The 20,688-nt window shown below is 70.7% G+C and carries 21 protein-coding genes and 1 pseudogene; 15 read left to right on the plus strand and 7 right to left on the minus strand.

What is annotated here, in order from left to right; all coding sequences use genetic code 11:
- Positions 1-137: 137 nt before the first annotated feature.
- Together ACE1OC_RS05365 and ACE1OC_RS05370 are read right to left on the minus strand one after the other, a co-directional pair.
- Positions 138-212, minus strand: a pseudogene (locus ACE1OC_RS05365) (ATPase); the annotation flags it as partial.
- Complete coding sequence (locus ACE1OC_RS05370) at positions 209-766, minus strand: winged helix-turn-helix domain-containing protein (RefSeq protein ID WP_407835972.1); 558 nt, start codon at positions 764-766, stop codon at positions 209-211. The gene ACE1OC_RS05370 and the pseudogene ACE1OC_RS05365, both read right to left, overlap by 4 nt.
- A gap of 650 nt (positions 767-1,416) precedes the next feature.
- On the opposite strand from ACE1OC_RS05370, the gene ACE1OC_RS05375 reads away from it, so the two are divergent.
- The 5 genes from ACE1OC_RS05375 to ACE1OC_RS05395 all read left to right on the plus strand — a co-directional run bounded on the left by ACE1OC_RS05375 (position 1,417) and on the right by ACE1OC_RS05395 (position 7,397).
- Positions 1,417-2,622, plus strand: a complete 1,206-nt coding sequence (locus ACE1OC_RS05375; RefSeq protein WP_407835973.1) for an acyl-CoA dehydrogenase — start codon at positions 1,417-1,419, stop codon at positions 2,620-2,622.
- A gap of 118 nt (positions 2,623-2,740) precedes the next feature.
- Entirely contained in the window at positions 2,741-3,199 is a 459-nt protein-coding gene (locus ACE1OC_RS05380; RefSeq protein WP_274550680.1) for an RrF2 family transcriptional regulator, read from the plus strand.
- A gap of 169 nt (positions 3,200-3,368) precedes the next feature.
- Positions 3,369-3,467, plus strand: coding sequence for a putative leader peptide (locus ACE1OC_RS05385; protein WP_407835974.1), 99 nt, complete (start codon positions 3,369-3,371; stop codon positions 3,465-3,467).
- Positions 3,468-3,710: 243 nt separating this feature from the next.
- Entirely contained in the window at positions 3,711-4,829 is a 1,119-nt protein-coding gene (locus tag ACE1OC_RS05390; RefSeq protein ID WP_407835975.1) for an ABC transporter substrate-binding protein, read from the plus strand.
- Positions 4,830-5,123: 294 nt separating this feature from the next.
- Positions 5,124-7,397, plus strand: a complete 2,274-nt coding sequence (locus ACE1OC_RS05395) for an arylsulfatase (RefSeq protein WP_407841481.1) — start codon at positions 5,124-5,126, stop codon at positions 7,395-7,397.
- A 25-nt stretch (positions 7,398-7,422) separates the two neighbouring features.
- Here ACE1OC_RS05395 and ACE1OC_RS05400 read toward each other — a convergent pair whose 3' ends face one another.
- Positions 7,423-8,616 (minus strand): MFS transporter, encoded by a 1,194-nt coding sequence (locus ACE1OC_RS05400; protein WP_407835976.1) that lies wholly within the window; start codon positions 8,614-8,616, stop codon positions 7,423-7,425.
- A gap of 130 nt (positions 8,617-8,746) precedes the next feature.
- Between ACE1OC_RS05400 and ACE1OC_RS05405 the strand changes: the two genes are divergently transcribed.
- The 4 genes from ACE1OC_RS05405 (at position 8,747) to ACE1OC_RS05420 (ending at position 11,808) form a co-directional block, all read left to right on the plus strand.
- Positions 8,747-8,878, plus strand: a complete 132-nt coding sequence (locus ACE1OC_RS05405) for a putative leader peptide (RefSeq protein ID WP_382981487.1) — start codon at positions 8,747-8,749, stop codon at positions 8,876-8,878.
- Positions 8,879-9,174: 296 nt separating this feature from the next.
- Positions 9,175-10,284, plus strand: coding sequence for an ABC transporter substrate-binding protein (locus ACE1OC_RS05410; protein ID WP_407835977.1), 1,110 nt, complete (start codon positions 9,175-9,177; stop codon positions 10,282-10,284).
- A 162-nt stretch (positions 10,285-10,446) separates the two neighbouring features.
- Positions 10,447-11,070, plus strand: coding sequence for a TetR/AcrR family transcriptional regulator (locus ACE1OC_RS05415; protein WP_407835978.1), 624 nt, complete (start codon positions 10,447-10,449; stop codon positions 11,068-11,070).
- A gap of 285 nt (positions 11,071-11,355) precedes the next feature.
- Positions 11,356-11,808 (plus strand): PaaI family thioesterase, encoded by a 453-nt coding sequence (locus ACE1OC_RS05420; RefSeq protein WP_274550673.1) that lies wholly within the window; start codon positions 11,356-11,358, stop codon positions 11,806-11,808.
- Positions 11,809-11,855: 47 nt separating this feature from the next.
- On the opposite strand, the gene ACE1OC_RS05425 is transcribed toward ACE1OC_RS05420, so the two are convergent.
- Positions 11,856-12,377 carry a DUF3291 domain-containing protein gene (locus ACE1OC_RS05425; RefSeq protein WP_407835979.1) on the minus strand — a complete coding sequence of 174 codons (522 nt, stop codon included), beginning with the start codon at positions 12,375-12,377 and terminating at the stop codon, positions 11,856-11,858.
- A gap of 32 nt (positions 12,378-12,409) precedes the next feature.
- Positions 12,410-13,108 (minus strand): helix-turn-helix transcriptional regulator, encoded by a 699-nt coding sequence (locus ACE1OC_RS05430; RefSeq protein ID WP_407835980.1) that lies wholly within the window; start codon positions 13,106-13,108, stop codon positions 12,410-12,412.
- 192 nt (positions 13,109-13,300) lie between these two features.
- Between ACE1OC_RS05430 and ACE1OC_RS05435 the strand changes: the two genes are divergently transcribed.
- From ACE1OC_RS05435 to ACE1OC_RS05450, 4 genes are all read left to right on the plus strand, one after another.
- Complete coding sequence (locus ACE1OC_RS05435; RefSeq protein ID WP_407835981.1) at positions 13,301-13,579, plus strand: pyridoxine 5'-phosphate oxidase C-terminal domain-containing protein; 279 nt, start codon at positions 13,301-13,303, stop codon at positions 13,577-13,579.
- A 94-nt stretch (positions 13,580-13,673) separates the two neighbouring features.
- Positions 13,674-13,946: a hypothetical protein gene (locus tag ACE1OC_RS05440; RefSeq protein WP_407835982.1), complete on the plus strand. Its 273-nt coding sequence runs from the start codon at positions 13,674-13,676 to the stop codon at positions 13,944-13,946.
- Complete coding sequence (locus ACE1OC_RS05445) at positions 13,939-14,304, plus strand: hypothetical protein (RefSeq protein WP_407835983.1); 366 nt, start codon at positions 13,939-13,941, stop codon at positions 14,302-14,304. The genes ACE1OC_RS05440 and ACE1OC_RS05445 overlap by 8 nt, the downstream gene beginning before the upstream one ends.
- Before the next feature lie 151 nt (positions 14,305-14,455).
- Entirely contained in the window at positions 14,456-15,796 is a 1,341-nt protein-coding gene (locus ACE1OC_RS05450) for a DUF2252 domain-containing protein (protein WP_407835984.1), read from the plus strand.
- A gap of 83 nt (positions 15,797-15,879) precedes the next feature.
- Here ACE1OC_RS05450 and ACE1OC_RS05455 read toward each other — a convergent pair whose 3' ends face one another.
- Positions 15,880-17,343: an oxygenase MpaB family protein gene (locus ACE1OC_RS05455; protein WP_407835985.1), complete on the minus strand. Its 1,464-nt coding sequence runs from the start codon at positions 17,341-17,343 to the stop codon at positions 15,880-15,882.
- The gene (gene uppS / locus ACE1OC_RS05460; RefSeq protein ID WP_407835986.1) at positions 17,340-18,059 is read right to left on the minus strand and encodes a polyprenyl diphosphate synthase; all 720 of its coding nucleotides are present in this window, start codon (positions 18,057-18,059) and stop codon (positions 17,340-17,342) included. Before uppS ends, ACE1OC_RS05455 begins: the two co-directional genes overlap by 4 nt.
- A 644-nt stretch (positions 18,060-18,703) precedes the next feature.
- Between uppS and ACE1OC_RS05465 the strand changes: the two genes are divergently transcribed.
- Positions 18,704-19,981 carry an Nramp family divalent metal transporter gene (locus ACE1OC_RS05465; protein ID WP_407835987.1) on the plus strand — a complete coding sequence of 426 codons (1,278 nt, stop codon included), beginning with the start codon at positions 18,704-18,706 and terminating at the stop codon, positions 19,979-19,981.
- Between the two features lie 480 nt (positions 19,982-20,461).
- A complete protein-coding gene (locus ACE1OC_RS05470; RefSeq protein WP_407835988.1) occupies positions 20,462-20,644 on the plus strand; it encodes a hypothetical protein in 183 nt (60 codons plus the stop codon).
- The last annotated feature ends 44 nt before the right edge of the window (positions 20,645-20,688 follow it).

Raw genomic sequence — 20,688 nt, forward strand, 5'->3', positions numbered from 1 at the left:
GAAGCTGATGCGACGGGCGGCGGTGGGCTCGCAGAAGTCGATGGTGTCGATGAAGGCCTCCTGTGTCCAGGGCTCGGCGTCGCCCGGGCCTGCTCCCGCGCGATGACCGCGGTCGCCGCCTCCTCCACGACATCGAGCCCTTGCTCCTGGAGCTCGCGGAGGATCGTCGTCTTTCCGGCTCCGGGCGTGCCGGTGAGGATGTACCGCTTCACTGGTGGTCGGGCACGTACTTGTACCCCACGCGCCGCACCGTGGAGATGCGGCCCCGGTAGGCGGGGCCGAGCTTGCGGCGCAGCCGGGCCACGTGGACGTCGACGGTACGGCCGTCGCCCACGTGCCCGTAACCCCAGATGCCCGAGATGAGCGCGTCCCGGGTGTGAACCGTGTGCGGGTGGGCCACGAAGTGGGACAGGAGGTCGAACTCCAGGTAGGTGAGCTCCAGTTCGCGCCCGGCGAGCTCGACCAGACGGCGTTCCCGATCGATCCGGATGACGTCGTCGGCGTGGACGGGGTCGAGGGGGGAGGCCGGTCCCCGATCGAGAGCCCACGGCGTCCCGGGGTCGAGGGGATGAACCTCCGGGCGCACACCGTGCGATGCCATCACCTCCACGGGGTCCACGTTCGCCGGCAGGAACACGAGGTATCCGACGCGGCCGCCGGCCGCTCCGTGGGCGGGGAGGACGGTCGGGCGGTCACCGACCAACTGGAGTCGGGAGCCCGGGGAACGGCGCGGCGGGGTGGCGGGCGCGGGAAGTGCGGTGGTCATGGTGAGCCCCTTCGGCTGCTCGGAGTGAACTGCGGATGCCGGGTGTTCGGGCACGACGACAGGGCAAGGCGGATCCAGCGGCGGAGGCTCAAAAGGGGGCCCGGCACCACGAGAACCGCTGCCAGGAGCAGAGCAGGGGAAGGCCCGGCGAGAGAAGCGGCGGCCGGATCGCCTGCGCACTACGGGGAAATGCCCTGTCGAAGAAGCCCTAGACGGGTCGGCAGGCGGCGCTGGCGACGAGACGGAAGTCAACGTGCCTGCGGCGTACGAGCAACGGCTGCGACGGGGACATGCGCACATCGTGAAGTGCCCGACAGGCCCGCGTCAAGGCTTCCCTAGTGATTCCATAGGAAACACCCGGAAGCCCCTTGATCCTGCGCCATCTCCCATTGCGAGACGGCACTGTCCGCCATGCGGTCACGCACTTGCCGAGAAGGCTGCTTCGGGCAAGTATTCCTATCAATCCGATGGGAAAAGTGGGGATACGGCGAAGCTCGGTCCGAGCGCCTCCCGCGCCACCCAGCGAGCAACCGGCCGCAACCCCAACTACGTTCCGGAGTAGCCGACATGACCACCGCCGCCCCCCATGGCACCGCTGTCCGCCCAGCCCCAGCGCCACGCAGCGACGCCCGGGTGTGTCGGTGACTCCCGTGCCGACCACACCGAGCACCGTCGGCCGCCGGTCCGCCGACGAGCAGCGCCGGGCGGCCCTCCTGCGCACCGCGCACGACGTGGCGGACGATCTCGCCGCGGACGCCATCTTCCGCGACCGGGCGGGCAGGCCGCCGACCGACGAGGTGGCCCGGCTGCGGGAGGCCGGCCTGCTGGCCGCCCTGACCCCGCCGGGGCCGGGCCGGGGAGCGGACTGGCGCACCGGATGCACCGTCATACGGAAGCTCTCCACGGCGGACAGTTCCGTCGGCGACGTGCTCGCCCGCCACTACGTGCACGCGTGGAGCGCGCGCTTCTACGCGAGCCACGACCACGCGACCGCCCTCGAAGAGGAATCGGTGCGCGAGCAGTGGCTGTGGACCGGCGCCACCCGCACTCCGGCACCCGATGACGACACCGGCGGGCCGGACCTCACGCTGCAGCCCCGCAACACCGGCTACGTGCTGAGCGGGAGCCGATTCGTGGATACGGCGGTGGCCGTCGCCGACCAGATCGTGGTCGACGCCGTCTGCGCGGTGACCGGTGACGTGCTGGTCGTACGGATCCCACCCGGCGTTCCGCGCATGACCATCGACCCCGCCCACGACCGCCTCGGGCAGCGCGTGGTCGGCGCCGGCGAGGTGGACTTCGACCGGGTCACCGTCACACCGGGCCAGGTGCTGGGCCGCCGCCCGTACGACGAGGAGCCGGCCGCCCCCTTCACCTCGCTCGCCGATCCGGCGCTCCGGCTGGCCCTGTGCCACGTCGGCCTCGGGATCGTCGAGGGCGCCCTCACCGAAGCCCGCGACCTCAGCAGGGGCGGTCACGCATACCGACTGCCTGGCGCGGACCCGGACCTCTTCCTGACGTACGGGGAACTCGCCTCCGCCGCCCAGACGGCCACCGCCGTGGTCGACCGGGCCACCGAGGTGATGGCGCAGGCCCTCGACACGGATGCACAGCTCGACGCCGAGGAACCCGCGGGCATCGCCGCCCTGGTCGCCACGGCCGAGACGGTGACGTCGAAGGCCGCCCTGCACGTCACGGCGCGCGTGCTGGAACTCGCCGATGCTCCCGGCCTGGACCGCTTCTGGCGCAACGCCCGCGTCCTGACGGCCCACCACCCCGCCGCGCACCGCCTGCGCTCCATCGGCGAGCACTACCTCAACGGCTCCCACCGCGCGGTGGCGGCGGCCTTCCACTGACACGGGACACCCCGCGGGGTGCGGATCCCCGGCCGCGGGGCGCGTGCTCGTACCCGCCCCGCGGCCGGCGGCGCACCCGCGGCGGACGCCGGACGCCGGCATGCGGGATAATGGCAGCATGCGGATCTCAGCCAGGGCGGACTACGCGGTACGTGCCGCACTGCAGCTTGCCGCGTCGCAGGACGCCGGGCCACTGAAGGCCGAGGTCATCGCCGACGCCCAGGACATCCCGCACAAGTTCCTCGAGGGCATCCTGAACGACATGCGCCGCGGCGGTCTCGTACTGAGCCAGCGCGGCGGCAACGGCGGCTACTGGCTGGCCAAGCCCGCCCAGTCCATCAGCATCGCGGACGTCATCCGCGTCGTGGACGGACCGCTCGTCTCGGTGCGCGGGGTTCGCCCTCCCGACCTGACGTACACCGGCCCCGCACAGGCCCTCCTCCCCCTGTGGATCGCACTTCGGGCCAACGTCCGCGAGATCCTCGACGGCGTGACCCTGGCGGACGTCGCGTCGTCCGACCTGCCCCCCGACGTGTCCGCCCTGTCCCGCACCCCGGACGCCTGGACCAACCCCTAGCCCTCCCCTTCCTCTCCACCCCTCTCCCCACCCCCTTTCCCACCTGCGGTTTCTCACATCTCGAGATGCAACCGTCCAGGATGTGGTCAGCATCTTGGGGCGCGTCTCCCTGTCTGCCAATATGCCTACCAACCAGGTGGGAAAACTAGGAATCAGGGGTGAGGCGACCGTGCAGACAGAGCAGCACGCCGGCCGGATCCTGCCCCTGACCTCCCGCCGGCACATCGACCTGGCCCGTACGTCCAGCGCCATCTGTCAGCCTTCCTGACACCGGCCACAGGGCCCGGTACCCCGCGCAGGGCCCTGCCGGGGCACTGAGCAGCCCGCGCCGTCGGCCGGCCCGGCCCCTCGGCCGACATCACCGCCCGCACGCTCCAGTGATCCCGCCGCCCACGGCCGGGAGCGTCTGCCGCGCGTGCCGACGGCTCCGCGTCGCCGTCTCCGTACCGCCTCTTCTCCGTACTTCCCCTATCGGTGCCTCCCCGACCGTCACCCGTGAAAGGACACCTCCGTGTCTGCCGCAAGACCGCTCACCACCCTGCGCGTCGTCGCCTTGACCGCCGCACTCCCCCTGCTGCTCACCGCCTGCGGCTACGGTTCCGAGGCCGTGAAGGACGACGCTCCGAAGGCGAACGTCGCCGCCGACGGCTCCGCGAAGAAACTCTCGGCCTCCGAGGTCCGCATCGGCTACTTCCCGAACCTGACCCACGCCACCGCGCTGGTCGGCCTCCAGGAAGGCCTGATCGCCAAAGAACTCGGCGCCACCACCATCAAGCCGCAGTCCTTCAACGCCGGCCCCTCCGAGATCGAAGCCCTCAACGGCGGCTCTCTCGACATCGGCTTCATCGGCCCCTCGCCGTCGATCAACGCCTACGTGAAGTCCAAGGGCTCCAACCTGCGGATCATCTCCGGCTCCGCCTCCGGCGGCGTGAAGCTGGTCGTGAACCCGGCGAAGATCAAGACCCTCGACGACCTCAAGGGCAAGAACATCGCGACCCCGCAGAAGGGCAACACCCAGGACGTCGCGTTCCTCAACTGGATCGCCGAAAAGGGCTGGAAGGTCGACCCGGAGTCCGGCAAGGGTGACGTCTCCGTCGTCCGCACCGACAACAAGGTCACCCCGGACGCCTTCAAGTCGGGCTCGATCGACGGCGCCTGGGTCCCCGAGCCCACCGCCTCCAAGCTCGTTTCCGACGGCGGCGCCGTCCTCCTCGACGAGACCGCCCTGTGGCCCGACAAGAAGTTCGTCATCACGAACGTCATCGTCTCGCAGAAGTTCCTCAAGGAGCACGCGGACGTCGTCGAGGCCGTGCTCAAGGGCACCGTCAAGACCAACGAGTGGATCAACGCCAACCCCGACAAGGCCAAGGCCTCCGCCAACGCCAAGCTCGCAGCCGAAGGCGGCAAGCCCCTCGACGCCAAGGTCATCGACCCGGCGTGGCCCAGCATCCTCATCACCGACGACCCGCTCGCCGCAACGCTGAAGACGCAGTCGGAGTGGGCGGTCAAGGCCAAGCTCATCGAGCAGCCCAACCTCAACGGCATCTACGACCTGACCCTCCTCAACAAGGTCCTCAAGGCCGCGGGCAAGCCCGAAGTCTCCGACGCCGGCCTCGGCGCCACCAAGTAGCACACGCTCTACGGTGCGACGGCAGTCCTACCGGACCGCCGTCGCACCGGCGTTCGCGCCGAAACCGTTCGGTGGAACTGCTGGACACGGTCGGCGTTCCCGACCCCGGACGGCTCTACGGCGGCACGGTCGTCGAAGACGGACCCACCGAGCAGGCGCTCGCCCGCCCTCCGTCTCGAAGGAGCTGCACCCGTGACCAGCCCGACCGCCCCCACGCCTCCCGCCGCCCCGGCCCCCACCCCCGCCCCCGCCGCCCCGAACCGCCACGATCCCTACGACGGCTTCGCCGGGCGGGTGGGCCGTACCTTCGCCGAGTCCGCACCGGCCTGGCAGCCGCCGCGCCGGCCCGCGGACCGCGCCCCGAACGTGGTCGTGGTCCTCGTCGACGACATGGGCTACAGCGACATCGGCCCCTTCGGCTCGGAGGTCCCGCCCCCCGTACTCGACGAACTGGCCGCGGGCGGCCTTCGCCTGGCCAAATACCACACCATGCCGCTGTGTTCGCCCGCCCGCGCCGCGCTGCTCACGGGCCTCAACCCGCACCGCGTCGGGTACGCGACGGTCGCCAACTTCGACCCCGGTTTCCCCGGCTACGGCATGGAGGTCGGCGAGGACGTCCCCACCCTGGCCGAGCTCCTGCACGACGCGGGCTACGCCACGTACGCCGTCGGCAAGTGGCACCTGACCCGCGACTCGGCCTCCAACGCCGCCGACGACAGGCGCAACTGGCCCCTGCAAAGGGGCTTCGACCAGTACTACGGCGTGCTGGAGGGCCTGACCAGCCTCTTCCATCCGCACCAACTGGTGCGCGACAACAGCCCGTTGGACATCGACGAGCTCCCCGACGGCTACTACTACACCGACGACATCACCGACCAAGCGATCTCGATGGTGAAGTCGCTCCGCGCGCACGACCCCGACAAGCCGTTCTTCCTCTACGTGGCGCACAACGCCGTCCACGGCCCCCTCCAGGCGAAGCCCGCGGACATCGCACGTCAGCGCGGGCGCTACGACGGCGGCTGGGACGCCCTTCGCCGGACCCGCTTCGCCCGCCAGATCGCCGACGGCCTCTTACCCGAGGGGACCAAGCTGCCGGACCGCAACTCCGAGGCGGGCTTCGACGTGGGCCCCTGGGACGAGCTGACGCCCGATCAACAACGCCGCTACGCCCGCTACATGGAGGTGTACGCGGCGATGGTCGACAACATCGACCAGAACCTCGGCCGGCTCACCGAAACCCTGCGCGCGCTCGGCGAACTCGACAACACCGTCATCGTCTTCACCTCCGACAACGGCGGAACCGGAGAAGGCGGCGCCGAGGGCACGCGCAGCTACTTCAGCCGCTTCGTCCACCAGCCCGTACCGGACGACTGGAACCCGGACGTGGACCTGGACACCGAGCTCATAGGCGGTCCGCAGAGCCTGGTGCACTACCCGCGGGGCTGGGGCATGGCCTCCAACACCCCCTTCCGGCTCTACAAGGGCCAGACCTACGCGGGCGGCGTGCGCGTGCCGTTCGTCATCTCCTGGCCCGCGGGCCTGCGCCGGACCGACGGCGATTCCGGGGTACGGCAGCAGTACCAGTACGTCACCGACATCACCCCCACCCTCCTGGAGCTCGCGGGCGTACGGCGCCCTGAACTGTGGCGCTCGCGGCCGGCCCAGGAACCGGACGGCGTCAGCTTCGCCCCCGTGCTGCACGACGGGCGGGCCCCCAGCGCCCACACCGAGCAGTACTGCGAGATGTCGGGCAACCGCAGCTACTACCGCGACGGCTGGAAGCTGGTCACCCTCCACCGTCCCGGGGCACCGTACGACGACGGTGAATGGGCGCTGTACGACCTGCGCACCGACCCGACCGAAACCCTGGACATAGCCCAGGACCACCCGGAGGTGGTGAAGGAGCTGGCGGCGGCCTGGGAGTCGGCTGCCTGGCGCAACGGCGTCTTCCCCCTCGCCGACGGCAGCGGCGCACTCGCCCGGCGCAACCCCGCCGAGGAGCGCTTCCACCGCCCCCTCACCCTGCTGGCGGGCACGCCCGAGCTGGAGCGCTACCGGTCCTCCCGGCTCGTCTCCTTCCGCTCCTTCGACATCACCGTCGAACTCGACGCACACGCGGCCTCGGACCAGGGCGTACTGGTCTCGCACGGCGACCAGGGCGGCGGCTACAGCCTGTACGTGGAGGACGGGCGGCTGCGGTTCGCCTACAACGAGTACGGAGAACTTCACGAGACCGACGCCGGCCCGCTGCCCGCGGGCCGCCGGACGATCGCCCTCTCGGCCGAGGCGGTGGAGGGCCTGCGCTGGGAGTTCCGCATCCTGCTCGACGGTGTGGAGACCGGCCGGTCGCCCCGCGTGCACCAGCTCATCGGCATGGCCCCGCTGCAGGGCATCAGCGTGGGCGTGGACCGCAGGTCCCCGGTCTCCTGGCCGGTCTACGAACGCCACCGCAGCTTCCGCTACACCGGCGGCCTGCGCTCGGTGACCTACTCCCCCGGCCCGCCGGCGCCCTACGACCCGGCGCTCGTGGCCCGCGCCCTGCGGGAGGCGGCCGCCGCCTTCGAGTGACGAGGCGAAGCGGTTGCCCCGTCGCTCAGGATGCGGGCCGCACGGTCCGCATCCGCCCGTAGGCGTACACGCACCCCGCGAGCGCGAGGTCCGACAGCAGCATGAAGCCGATCGAGTACGAGTCCTTCGCGCTGTAGATCGCACCCATCACCAGCGGGGGCACGAAACCTCCGAGGCCGCCCATCGCTCCGACGATGCCCGTCACGCTGCCCACCTGAGGCTGTGGCGTCACCTGCGAGACCAGGGCGAAGACACTGCCGCTGGCCGTCCCGAGTCCGGCCGCCATCAGGAGCAGGGCGCACGTGCCGACGGGGTTCATCGCCGGGTCGAAGGCCTGCACGATCGCGAGGAGCGCCACCAGGCCCAGGGCCCCCGCCGTGACCTGCGCCGGGTGGATCCGGTCCGACAGCCAGCCGCCGACCGGGCGGAAGACCACCGTGACCAGGGCGAAGCCGGCCGCCTTGGTACCGGCGTCGGTCGCGGACAGCCCGTACCAGGTCTTCAGGTACGTCGGCAGGTACACCCCGAACGCGACGATCCCCCCGAAGCCGATCGCGTAGAGCGCGGCCAGCTCCCACGTCACCCGCAGGCGCCCCGCGTCGCGCAGTCGCGAGGCCAGCGAGGCCGTCGGCACCGGCCGGTCGGGCCGGTCCCTGAGCAGCAGGGCGGCCAGGACGGCGTACCCGGCGAGCGCCAGCGCCACCACGAGGAAGGGCAGGTCGGGGTCGTGCTTGGCGATGCGCGGTGTGACGTACCCGGACAGTGCGACACCACCCATGCCCATCCCGAAGACCCCCAGCGCGAAGCCCCGCCGGGCGGGCGGGAACCAGGAGTTGACGAGCGGGATGCCGATCGCGAACGTCGTGCCGCCCAGACCCAGCAGGAAGCCGACCACGAGCGTCAGACCGTAGCTCTCGCGTGCCGGGATCAGCAGCAGCACGGGCACGATGGTGAGCGCGGACACCACCGGGAACATCAGCCTCGCGCCGTAGCGGTCGGTCAGCGCGCCCACCGGGATCCGCCCCAGCGACCCGACGAGGACCGGCACCGCGACGAGCAGCGACTGCTGGAACGAGGAGAGGTGGAGGCGGTCCTTGTAGTCGCCGGCCAGCGGCGCGATCAGGTCCCACGCCCAGAAGGTGAGCGTGAAGCCGAGCGTCGCCAGGGCCAGATTGCGGTACCCGGCGGACGAGGGCCGCGACGTCGACGTGGAGTCCATCCCGTCAGTCAAGACGCCCTGGGCCGTCCGGTCGCGCAGGACTGGGCCAAAAGGACCACGGAGGCCGGCCCACTATGTGGTCAGCCTCTTGGGCGGATGGCTCCCCTCTGCCAGGATTCCTATCAACCAGATGGGAAAACCGGGGAGTTGTGACGTGACCGTGCGAACACCGCACCCTGCGCGTCCTCCACTGCCCCCTCTTACGGCCCGTCGGTACATCGACCTGCTCCGGACGTCCAGCGCCATCTGTCAGCCCGCCTGACGTCACCGTAGGGCCCGGCTCCACGCGCAGTGCACCGTCATGCACCACGCCTTCCCGCTCTTCGCAGGCCGGGCAGCCCTTCGGCGCACCTCACCGCCGCGCGCCGCCTTCGCGCGCGGCGTGCGATGTACGGCAGCTCGACGTCCATTCCGCGACATCCCCGGCACCTTTCCCTCTCTGGCCTGCTCCGCCGTTCCCTCACCGGCGGCCGGGAGGGGGTGCCGTGCGTGTCGACGACGTCGCCTCGCCCGTCTCCCCGCCTTCCCTACCACCCACCCCCGTGAAGGGACACCTTCGTGTCTGCCGCAAGACCCCTCATCACCCTGCGCGCCATCGCCCTGACAACGGCGCTTCCTCTCGTCCTCACGGCCTGCGGCTACCGTGTCGAGGTGAAGAAGGAGGACGGCAAGACGAACCTCGCCGCCGATGCCGACAAGAAGCTGTCGGCCTCCGAGGTCCGCATCGGATACTTCCCGAACCTGACGCACGCCACGGCGCTGGTCGGCCTCCAGGAAGGCCTGATCGCCGAGGAGTTGAAGGGCACCACGATCAAGGCGCAGTCCTTCAACGCCGGCCCTTCCGAGATCGAAGCCCTCAACGGCGGCTCCCTCGACATCGGGTTCATCGGCCCCTCCCCCTCGATCAACGGCTACGTGAAGTCCAAGGGCTCCAACCTGCGGATCATCTCCGGCTCCGCCTCCGGCGGCGTGAAGCTGGTCGTGAACCCGGCGAAGATCAAGACCCTCGACGACCTCAAGGGGAAGAAGATCGCCACTCCGCAGAAGGGGAACACCCAGGACGTCGCGTTCCTCAACTGGATCTCGGAGAAGGGCTGGAAGGTCGACCCGGAATCCGGGAAGGGGGACGTCTCCGTCGTCCGCACCGACAACAAGGTCACCCCGGACGCCTTCAAGCAGGGCTCCATCGACGGCGCCTGGGTCCCCGAGCCCACCGCCTCCAAGCTCGTCGCCGACGGCGGCGAGGTCCTTCTCGACGAGGGCTTCCTCTGGCCGGAGAACATGTTCGTGATCACGAACATCGTCGTGTCGCAGAAGTTCCTCAGGGAGCACCCGGACGTGGTCGAGGCGGTTCTGCGCGGCACGGTGAAGACGAACAGGTGGATCCACTCCCACCAGGACGCGGCGAGGGCCTCCGCGAACGCCAAGCTGGCGGCGGACACCGGTGAACCTCTCGACCCGGAGGTCATCCACCCGGCGTGGCCGAGCTTCACGGTCACCGACGACCCGCTGGCCGCGACGCTGAAGAAGCAGGCCGACCAGGCGGTCAAGGCCAAGCTCATCGAGCAGCCCGATCTCAACGGCATCTACGACCTGCGGCTCCTGAACAAGGTGCTCAAGGCGGCGGGCAAGCCCGAGGTCTCGGACGCCGGCCTCGGCGCCAAGTAGGCAGACCGGTAGCCCGCCCTGGACGCACACACCCGTGCCGCGCTCCACGACGGGCTCCCTTCGCCCCGCCGGCACCTCCTCGGCTGGCCGCGAAGAACCACCCCGACACCCCTTGCATGTTCTATGCCATACCCCATAAGTTACTGCGAGGTAGCCCGCTCGGTGGGTCGCATCGTCGTCGCGAAGGTGGTGGAGCGGGTGAGTCCGCGCAAGAGTGACAGCCGTGACCGGATGGTCCTCAGCACGGTTGCCCTGCTGCCCGAGTACGGCGCGAGCGGCACCAGCATCGACCGGGTCCTCGCCCACAGCGGAGCCCCTCGGGGCTCGGTGTACCACCACTTCCCCGGCGGGCGGACTCAGCTCATCGACGAGGCGGTGACGCTGGCCGGGGACTTCATCTCGGGTCTGATCGACACCAAGATGCAAGCCGGCGATCCGGTGGACGCCATCGACGCCTTCTTCGTGCTGTGGCGCGACCGGCTCGTGGAGAGCGGCTACCGGGCCGGCTGCCCGATCGCGGCGGTGGCCGTGGAGAGCAACGACGAGGCCCCGCAGCTCACCCGCTCCGCCGCCGCGGTCTTCGCCCGCTGGCAGGAGGCCTTCGCGGCCCTGTTCGTCCGGCACGGCCTGAGCGAGGAACGCAGCCGGAGGCTCGGTTCCTTCGTCATCGCCGCGGTCGAAGGCGCGGTGATCATGTGCCGGGCCGAACGGAGCACCGCTCCGCTCGATGCGGCGGCCGCCGAGATCCACGACCTCCTCGTGCACGCCCTGCGCGACCGCCGCTAGGGCCTGTCGTCAATATCCCGTCGTCGCCCGAAGGGCGGCCGCGCGGCAGACGGGAGTTTGACGACAGGCCCTGGGCCTGACCCCGCTCCGGCCCGCAGCCCGCCACGACCCGCATCCGGCGGCGCCGACGCCGCGTCCGTCGGCGTCGTCGACCAGGCGGTCCCTGAGGATGCCGCGCTCTCCTACGCCTCGGCGCCGACACCGGCACCGGCACCGGCACCGGCACCGCCCATCGGCCACCCCCACTCAGGGGCCACTCAAGCACCTCACCCAAGGAGAACGACCGTGACCACCACCGACCTCACCGCCCTGGCGGGCCTGTCCGGCCTGGAACTGATGCGCTGGGTCCAGACCGAACGCCCGGCCGACATCCCCTCCATCGGCCGGCTGCTCGGCATGCGCTTCGACGAGGTCGAGCACGGCCGCATCGTCGTCTCCCTCGACACCCGCCCCGACTTCGCCAACCCCCTCGGCACCGTCCACGGAGGCATCGCCGCCACCCTCCTCGACTCCGCCATGGGCTGCGCCGTCCACACCACCCTCCCCGCCGGCACCGGCTACACGACCCTCGAACTCAAGGTCAACTACATCCGGGCCGCCCGCACCGACGGTCAGGTGCTCACCGCCGAGGGCAAGGTCATCCACGCCGGCCGCCGCACCGCCACGGCCGAGGGCAAGGTGCTCGACGAACAGGGCAAGCTGATCGCCCACGCCACCACCACCTGCATGATCTTTTGAGCGCCTGAGCAGATCCTCGCGACGGCCGCGGACTCAGGGCGGTCCGCTCAGGCCGCGCCGACGGGACGGCCCGAAGGATCCGGTGCGGCCCCGGCCTCAAGCTCGGCGGCCTCGGCGGCGGTGTAGGAGGAGGCGAAGGTGAACGCGCGCGGGGACGGCCCGTGCGCCTGCAGCTCCGCCAGCCGCTCCAGGGCCTCACCGACGGTCGGGAGGTGACCGGCGGGGACCCACCAGAGCACCAGGTGAGCCTCGACGTGCCGTGCGAACCATTCGCGGCGCCGCCGCATCATCTCCAAGTGCCCGCTGCGGTAGGCGAAGTCCCACAGCGACTCCTGGGTTTCCCACACGGAAAGGTTGACGATGAGGTCCTCGCCCGCCGGGCGCAGGCCGGTGGCGTCGGCCGCCCCCTCTTCCACGAGCCGCCACACGAAGCCGGGCGCGCCGTCGGCGGCCGCGTTGACCGGGTCGAGCATCTCCACGAAGGGCGCCACGCGCGGGTCGTCGAGGGGGTGGAGGAGCGTGGCGACGTTGAGTTGGGCCAGGTGGGCGGCATGCAGGGATGCGGTCATGGACTCATCCCAGCATGGCGCCCATTTCTATGTCAACAATCATTGTTTTTAGAAGGCTCGACCACGACGCAACACTCCCCCGGACGGGCGTCCATGCGGGCGCGGACGGGACCGTCCGCACCGAGCAGCCCCTCCAGCAGAGCGAGATTCATGCCGCACACGAGCGGCGGGAAGCGTTCGGCAACGGCGTGAAAGGGGCAGTTGCGCATCCGGACGACGGGCGCGGCCGCCCCCTCGGAACCTTCCGGGTCCGGGGGACCGTCGACACCTTCCAGGTGCGGTTCGTAGCCGCGGGCGGCCAGCACCTCCAGGGCCTCTTCGAGGCTGCCGCACGGCCCCGCCGGGCCGCGCAGGGCCTCACCGCGCCGGCGCGCGGCCGCGCAGAGCCCGGCATCCAGCCCGGCCTCCTCGGCGGCCTCGGCCAGCAGCTCGGCGGCGGTGCGGTAGTCGCGGGCGGGCAACGACACCGACCGCTCGGCCTGCGCCCGCGTGTACACCTTGGCGGGACGCCCCGCCCCGGGCCCCGAACGACCCGTCAGTCGACGACTCCCGCTCTCCAGCAGCCCGGCCCCCGTCAGCTTGTCCAGATGGTGCGCGGCGAGCGTGCGCGCCACCCCGACCGCCTCGGCAGCCTCGTTGCGTCCGACTTCACGGCCCTGCGCCGCCACGTACTCGTACAGACGGCGCCGCACCGGATCCTGCAGAACCGCGATCGCATCGATGTCGTTCACCTGGTCAGTCTACGAACAACGCAGGTTGGAGATAGAAGGCCGCGACCCGCCGCCAGAGGGTGCCCCTCTCGCCCCTGCGGACCGGCCCGAACGAGAACATCGCCCGGAAACGCATCTGCCGCCCACCTGGTCAATCAAACAAGGATTTGCAAGCTGATTTACGAATCCACCCTCGTGGATGCAAGATACGGAGTGCAGGGTGCAGAAGGCTCGGCCGAGGCGGCCCGCGCGGAAGCCCTGCTGGCGCGCCAGAGCCAGTACCTGATGGACATCGCGGAGCGCGACCAGGCCCTGGAGAAGTCCCGGGCCCTCATCGAGCGGGAGCCCTCGCTCGTCGATTCCGCCTGGACCCTCTACACCCTGGCCCCCTCCGAGGTGGAGTTCTGGCAGGCCGCACAGAACCGCACGCACACCCGGCTGCGCTACGAACGCTCCGGCGACGACTGGGAGCGGTTCCAGCTCTGGTCGTAGCAGCGACACACCCGCTCCCGCACACGCCCGAACCACCGGCGAACCGCGGAGCACCACTCCCCCTGTTCCGGCTCACGAGGCGAGGCAAGAACCCATGACCACACGCACGCAGGACGGCAGCGCCGGCGACGTCGGCTACGGCGCCATCGGCTCGGGCTACGCCACCTACCGGAGGCCCGACACCCGCATCGCCCGGTTCATCGCCGAGGCCCTGGGCGGCGCCCGCGACGTCCTCAACGTCGGCGCGGGCACCGGTTCCTACGAGAGCGCCGCCCGCGCCGTGACGGCGGTCGAGCCGTCCGAGTCCATGCGCGCCCGGCGCCCTGACCGCCTCGCCCGCGCCGTCTACGCCCGAGCTCGTGCGTGACTTCTGGCTGTACGCGTACGCACCCGAGGTCCTCGACACCGAGGCCCGCCGCTACCCGCCGATCGGAGACATGGCCGCCGCCCTGGGCGGCACCGGCACCATCCGGACCGTCCCGATCCCCCTCGACTGCACGGACGGCTTCAACGAGGCCCACTACGGCCGCCCCGAGCTGCTCCTCGACCCCGCGGCCCGCCAGGCCTGCTCCGCCTGGAGCTTCGTCGACGACGACGTCCGCGAACACTTCGACCGGACCCTGCGCCGCGACCTCGCCTCCGGAGCCTGGGACGAACGCTTCGGCCACCTGCGCACGCAGCCCACGTACGAAGGCTCGCTCGTCATCGTGCGCGCGACTCCGTAGAGGGACTGCTCCTTCTCCCAGCAGGCCCATTTTAGGCCGGCAGGACGAGGCTCGCCGGTCCGGTGCCCGCCGGACCCGGAGCCGCCGAGCCGGTGGACGTGCGCCGGGGCAGCGGTGCGCCCAGGCTTGGGTGGGGACAAGGAGATGGGGCATGACCAGTCCGACCGAGAAGGCCCGACGTGGCCGGGCCGCCCGCAAGCAGGTGACCCGGACCTCGCACGGGAGGTGGACCGCGGCGGCGGACCGGCCCGACCCGCTCGATGTGTTGGAGCGGCAGGCTGCCGACCGGCTCGTCGAGCTGCTGCCGATCCGCTACGGGCGGATGGCCGCTTCCCCGTTCGCGTTCCTGCGGGGCGCCGCCGCGGTGATGGCCGCCGACCTGGCGGACCGGCCCGACACCGGCCTGATCGTCCAGCTCTGCGGCGACGCCCACCTGCTGAACTTCGGCCTCTTCGCCTCACCCGACCGGGCGTTGCTCTTCGACCTCAACGACTTCGACGAAACCCTGCCCGGACCCTTCGAATGGGACGTCAAACGGCTCGCCGCCAGTGTGGCCGTGGCCGCCCGGGAAGGCGGGCACGGCGAGGACCGAGCGCGGCAATCGGCCCAAGCCACCGCTCGGGCCTACCGGTCATCCATGCGACGGCTCGCCGGACTCGGTGAACTCGCCGTCTGGTACCAGCGGTTCGACACGGCCGAGCTCCTCCCGATGATCCGCGAGACCAAGCTGCGGAGCCGGGTCGAAGCGAGTCTGGCGCGTGCCCGACGGCGTACCAGCCTGCACGCACTCGCCAAACTCACCGAGACCCGGGAAGGCCGCCGGCACATCGTCCACGACCCGCCCCTGCTCGAGCCCCTCACCGCACCCGACAGCCAGGCCGTCGACGAGATCTTCGGCGAATACCGGGACACCCTCCCGGAGGAGCGGCGGCTCCTGCTCGACCGCTACCGGTTCGTCGACGCGGCACGGAAGGCGGTCGGCATCGGGAGCGTCGGCACCCGCTGCTTCATCGTCCTGCTGACGGGCCGCGACGAGGAGGACCCGCTCTTCCTCCAGATCAAGGAGGCCGGACGCTCGGTCCTGGAAGACCATCTCCCCGCCGACGGCCACGGCCACCACGGTCACCGCGTGGTCGCGGGACAGAAGCTCCTCCAGGCAGGCGGAGACATCTTCCTCGGCTGGACGACCGGACCGGCCGGGCGCGACTTCTACGTCCGGCAGCTACGCGACATGAAGGGATCTGCCGTCGTCGAGACCATGACCCCGGCCCTTCTCCGCCAGTACGCGGAACTGTGCGGCACCACACTGGCCCGAGCCCACGCCCGCTCCGGCGACCGCATCGCCATCGCCGGGTACCTCGGCGACTCCGACGCCTTCGACCGCGCCATCGCCGACTTCGCACTCCACTATGCGGACCAGACCGTCCAGGACCACGCCCTGCTCACCGCAGCCGTCTCCGACGGCTCCATCACCGCCACCCACGGCATCTGAGCGGCGGCAACTACCTCCCGTGGGCTTCCAGCAGCCGCCGTCAAGGACGAACGTACCTGACGGGCGGTGTGCAAGCGTGCTCGTTAGGCGTCGGCGAGGAGGTGGTCGTACGGCGTGCCCGTGCGGCGGCCGGCCATGAAGGAGAGGAAGTCGCCGACGAAGGCGCTTTTGCCGTAGGCGCCGTCGGTGGTGATGAGGTCGCGGTGGAAGGCGGTACGGAAGAGGGTTCGGTACTCGTCCGCGTCGATGCTCCCGTTGCCGTCCTTGTCGGTGGCGTCGAAGAGGACCTCGGCAACGCGGATGAGCGCGGGTCCGGCGAGGGAAGGGACGGCGGTCGCGTACTCTTCGGCGCTGACGCGGCCGTCGCCGTCCGTGTCGAGGGCGGCCTGGAGTTCGCGCCACCAGGCGGCGAAGGCATCGTAGAGCCGGGTCTCCTCCGGCTCGTCCAGGTCGAGTCGGGTCGAGAGTTCGCGGGCCATGGCAGCGAGATCGGGCCAGTCGAGGTGGCCGTCGCCCGTCTGGTCCAGCACCCGGTGGAAGAACTCCTCCGCCGAGCGTCGGTTCTTGTCCGTTCCCCTCGGGGGATCCGGTTCGAAGTCGGCGTCGCCGCTGAGTGGTGTGAGGAGGCGGAGCAGGGCCGATGCCCGCTTCATGCGGGCGCGCAGGGCGGTTACGGTGCGGGCGCGGGGGTCGTCGCTGTCGGGCGAGAGCGAGAGGGTTTCGATGATGCTCTCGGCGTTGATCCAGCCCTCGGGCAGGAATCGGGTGAGCCCGGCAGCGAGGTAGGCGCCCTGCATGAGGGTCGCGGCGCCCGGCATCTCGGGCAGGCCGGCCCGGCGCCGGTAGGGCTCGGGGAGGGAGGCGACGGTGATCGCGCCCAGGAGCGGGCCGACCACGGCGCGGCCGGCCGCCCACAGCGTCGGCGCGCCGTCGAGCAGCGCAGGAGCAGGAAGGTGGTCGAAGAGCCGGTAGAGGATGACGCGGGCCGCCTCGGTGTTCTCCAGCTCGTTCTCGACGACCCGGTCGAAGTATCGCCAGAAGTCGTGCAGGTCCTCGGGGAGTTCCGCGGCGTCGCCGTCGAGCGCCGCGAGGAACGTGCGGTACTCGGCGTACATCCGCTCCATCGTGTCCTGGTCGAGCGGCTGGCCGCTCAGCCGGCACATGGTGACGGCGCTCTCGAAGAGGGTGGCGACCACCCAGGCGCGGGTCGCGCGGTCCATCGCGTCGTAGGCGCGCCCGCGAGAGTCGGATCCACTCATGCGGGCGTGCAGCCGGTTGAGCCGGGCCGCCTCCCGTTCGCGTTCCGCCGGGTCGGCGGCGAACATGCGCCGCATGCTGAGGAAGGTGTTGCGCAGTCGGCGCCAGGGGTGGGTGACGAAGGTGGAGTTGTCGGCGAGGGCGGCGCCGATCTGCGGGTGAGCTGCCTCCAGGACGGTGGCGCGGATGATGGCTAAGGCCCAGCGCGGGTCGTCGAAGAAGGCGCCGAACTGCGAATTCGGACCGAACAGGGGTACCCCGTCGGCCGCTCCCGTGGTTTCGGTGGTCATGATGGGTCTCCGTTCGTCCGGGCGGCCACGCCGCCGAAGCGGCGATCGCGGCGCCGGTAGGTGTGCAGGCAGGCCAGGAAGTCGGGGGCCCGGAAGTCCGGCCAGAGCACCTCGGGGAAGACCCACTCGGCGTAGGCGACCTGCCAGAGCATGAAGTTGGAGATGCGCTGCTCACCGGAGGTACGGACGACCAGATCCACATCAGGGGTGTCGGGGAAGGGCAGGTGGTCGGCGAAGAGGCGCTCGGTCACCTCGTCGGCGGGCGTCCCGCTGAGGATCAGCGACCTCGCGGCCTCGACGATGTCCCGGCGCCCCCCGTGGTCGAAGGCGACGGTCAGCGTCATCCCCCGGTTCTCGGCGGTCAGTAGTGCCGCGTCCTCGAAGTCCTGGGCAAGTGCACGGGGGATCCTCGGGTCGCTGACCCCGAGGAAGCGGCAGCGGATACCGCGCGCGAGCAACAGCGGCGCATGCTTGCGCACGACCCGCCGCACCAGACGCATCAGGAATTCGACCTCGGCACCGGGGCGGTTCCAATTCTCGGTGGAGAACGCGTACAGGCTGAGCCACTCCACGCCGGCAGCCCGGGCCGCCTCGATGACATCGATGACGGCGGCCTCCGCCGCGCGGTGACCCGCCGTGCGGGGAAGCGAACGCCGTTGCGCCCAGCGCCCGTTGCCGTCCATCACGCAGGCCACATGCCGCGGTCCGGCACGCAACGCCCGCTCCTCCCGCCGCTGCCCAACGGGTCCGCCAGTGGACAGTGGCCCGCCCGGCGGATCCTCCGTCACCACACGTGCACGCGGGACTCCGTGGTCCGTCCCGCCCGGCCCTGCCCCGTCCGGAGCAGTACGACCAGCCGTACCTTGCTCTTCCACGCCCACCCCGCCTCACCCAAGCCCCACCAGCGCATTCCCTCCCCGGAGTCTGGCAGTGCGAAAGGGCCATGATCGGCCGAACGAGTGGCCATCACCTTCGACTCGCACGTTCGATTCCATCCACTGATCCGGAGCTGGCCCCCGTCGTGATCGCGCCGTTCCTCGAAGCCGCCGTGGGCGCCTTCCCCGGCTGGGTCCGGCTGCAGGTTCCCGTCCCTCCCGTTCCCGATGTGGTGGGACCGCGACGCGAACGCCTGTGTACGGGACGACTTCTGCGCTCCACATCCGGGAAGTGGCTCACGAAAGCTCCTCTCTGCGGGCGCCCAGGCGGCCGACCCCCGCAGGCCGCTCCCCCATAGCCGGTTCCATTCCGGGGCGCCAGGCGCTACGCCGCCATCCCGGGGCGGAGGGCCTCTTGCGCGACCGCCACCGAACCGTTTTGGTAACTCCCGTCACTCAGGGGGCGAACGGGAAGGCAGCCGGAGATGGCGGACACCACACAGACGGACGCCGTGGGGAGCGAAAACCACGCTCCGCGCAAAGCGAGTTGGCGATCCATCGGCCCCGGAATCGTCGTGGCGGCGACCGGTGTCGGGGCCGGCGACCTCGTTGCCACGCTCCTCGCGGGCAGCAAGTTCGGCTACACACTGCTGTGGGCCGCGGTCATCGGCTGCCTCGTCAAGATCTCGCTCGCCGAGGCGGCCGGCCGCTGGCACCTCGCCACCGGCCGTACCCTCTTCGACGGCTGGCACAGCCTCGGCTCCTGGACCACCGTCTACTTCGCGGGGTACGTCGTCGTCTGGGGCTTCGTCTACGGCGCCGCCGCGATGTCCTCCAGTGCGCTCCCGCTGGCCGCGCTCTTCCCGGGCACCATGGACCTGAAGCTCTGGGCCGTGCTGTGCGGTCTGGCCGGGCTGGTCTTCGTCTGGTTCAACCGGTACGCCGTCTTCGAGAAGGTCATGACCGTCCTGGTCGGCGTGATGTTCCTGGTCACCGTGTATCTCGCGATCCGCGTCACGCCCCGGCTCGACGCGGCCTTCGCCGGCCTCGCGCCCGTACTGCCGGACGGTTCGCTGGTCTACACGCTCGGGCTGATCGGCGGCGTGGGCGGCACGATCACCCTCGCCGCGTACGGCTACTGGGTGAACGCGAAGGGCTGGACGAACACGAGTTGGATGAAGGTGATGCGGCTCGACAACCGCGTCGCCTACTTCACCACCGGGATCTTCGTGGTGGCCATGCTCATCGTCGGGGCCGAGCTGCTGCACTCGTCCGGCGTGGCCCTGGCCAAGGGGGACAAGGGGCTGCTCGATCTGAGTGCCGTCCTGGAGGAGCACTACGGAAGGGCGACCGCCAAGCTCTTCCTGGTCGGGTTCTTCGCCACGTCCTTCACCTCCCTGATCGGCGTGTGGCACGGAGTGAGCCTGATGTTCGCCGACTTCGCCGCGAAGTTCCGCCCGTCCCTCGTCCCGGCCGGGACGAACCCGGCGAGGTCCCTGCCCTTCCGGGTCTATCTGCTCTGGCTCACCTTCCCGCCCATCAGCCTGCTCTTCCTGGACCAGCCCTTCGGTCTCATCGTCGTGTACGGAGTGATCGGCGCACTCTTCATGCCCTTCCTCGCCTTGACACTGCTGTGGCTGCTCAACTCCTCGCGCACACCGGCCCAGTGGCGCAACGGCCTGCTGAGCAACGCGATGCTGGGGGCCGCAGGCCTGTTGTTCGTGGTGCTCTGCGTCCAGCAACTGTGGGAGCTGCTCAGGTAGCGGGCCCGGCCTCGATCCAGCACTGGAGGAGGAGGACGACGCCCGCGACGGTCGCCGCCGCGCCGAGGACCAGGACCTGAACGACGAAGACGAGGTCCCGAACGGAGGTGCGGCGGGCGGCGGCGGGGTCCAGGGCGAACGACTTCGGATCGCCGGGCGCGTAGTGGACGGTCAGGTCCCGGCCGTACGCGCCCTCCGGGTCCTGCGGCGGGGTGGGGAGGCGTGCGGTGACGGTCGTTCCCTCGCGGGTGGTGAGGCGATGGATGTGCGATCAAACAAGGTGTGCACCGGTGTGACATCCGGTGCCCCGTGACACGCCCGAGGAGTTGACGCGGATCCTTCGGGGTGCGCTGCGCCGCGGGGATTTCGCCCCGTATCGGTTCGTCGGCCGAGCCGGCCTCCCTGTCTGAGTACGAACGCTCGGGCAACTGAGTACGAGAACCCGGGCACTTACAGCACCCGGGGCGGTTCAATGGACCCATGGTCGATACGAACAGCGCGCAGCCGCAGGCCTCGTCGGCACGGCGCACGAGGCCGTGCCAGTGGTGCCGGCGCCCCGTACCGCAGCGCTTCCTGCTGATGCCCAAGCTCCACTGCAACAGGAACCACTGGCTGAACGACGTGCGCGACAATTTCTGGCGCAAGCTGTTCGAGCACGGCTGAGCGCCCGCCCATGGCACTGCGAGCACCCCGCCATCCATCCAGTG

The sequence above is a fragment of the Streptomyces stoeckheimensis genome (genome assembly GCF_045822005.1).
Classification (GTDB): Bacteria; Actinomycetota; Actinomycetes; order Streptomycetales; family Streptomycetaceae; genus Streptomyces; species Streptomyces stoeckheimensis.

Bases quoted from the DNA above. Each gene is read 5' to 3' on its own strand.
- ACE1OC_RS05450 (WP_407835984.1), top strand. From the start codon at position 14,456: ATGACCAGTCCGACCGAGAAGGCCCGACGTGGCCGGGCCGCCCGCAAG.
- ACE1OC_RS05470 (WP_407835988.1), top strand. From the start codon at position 20,462: ATGGTCGATACGAACAGCGCGCAGCCGCAGGCCTCGTCGGCACGGCGC.
- ACE1OC_RS05400 (WP_407835976.1), bottom strand. From the start codon at position 8,616: ATGGACTCCACGTCGACGTCGCGGCCCTCGTCCGCCGGGTACCGCAAT.
- ACE1OC_RS05405 (WP_382981487.1), top strand. From the start codon at position 8,747: ATGGGAAAACCGGGGAGTTGTGACGTGACCGTGCGAACACCGCACCCT.
- ACE1OC_RS05440 (WP_407835982.1), top strand. From the start codon at position 13,674: ATGACCACACGCACGCAGGACGGCAGCGCCGGCGACGTCGGCTACGGC.
- ACE1OC_RS05380 (WP_274550680.1), top strand. From the start codon at position 2,741: ATGCGGATCTCAGCCAGGGCGGACTACGCGGTACGTGCCGCACTGCAG.
- ACE1OC_RS05370 (WP_407835972.1), bottom strand. From the start codon at position 766: ATGACCACCGCACTTCCCGCGCCCGCCACCCCGCCGCGCCGTTCCCCG.
- ACE1OC_RS05425 (WP_407835979.1), bottom strand. From the start codon at position 12,377: ATGACCGCATCCCTGCATGCCGCCCACCTGGCCCAACTCAACGTCGCC.
- ACE1OC_RS05465 (WP_407835987.1), top strand. From the start codon at position 18,704: ATGGCGGACACCACACAGACGGACGCCGTGGGGAGCGAAAACCACGCT.
- ACE1OC_RS05455 (WP_407835985.1), bottom strand. From the start codon at position 17,343: ATGACCACCGAAACCACGGGAGCGGCCGACGGGGTACCCCTGTTCGGT.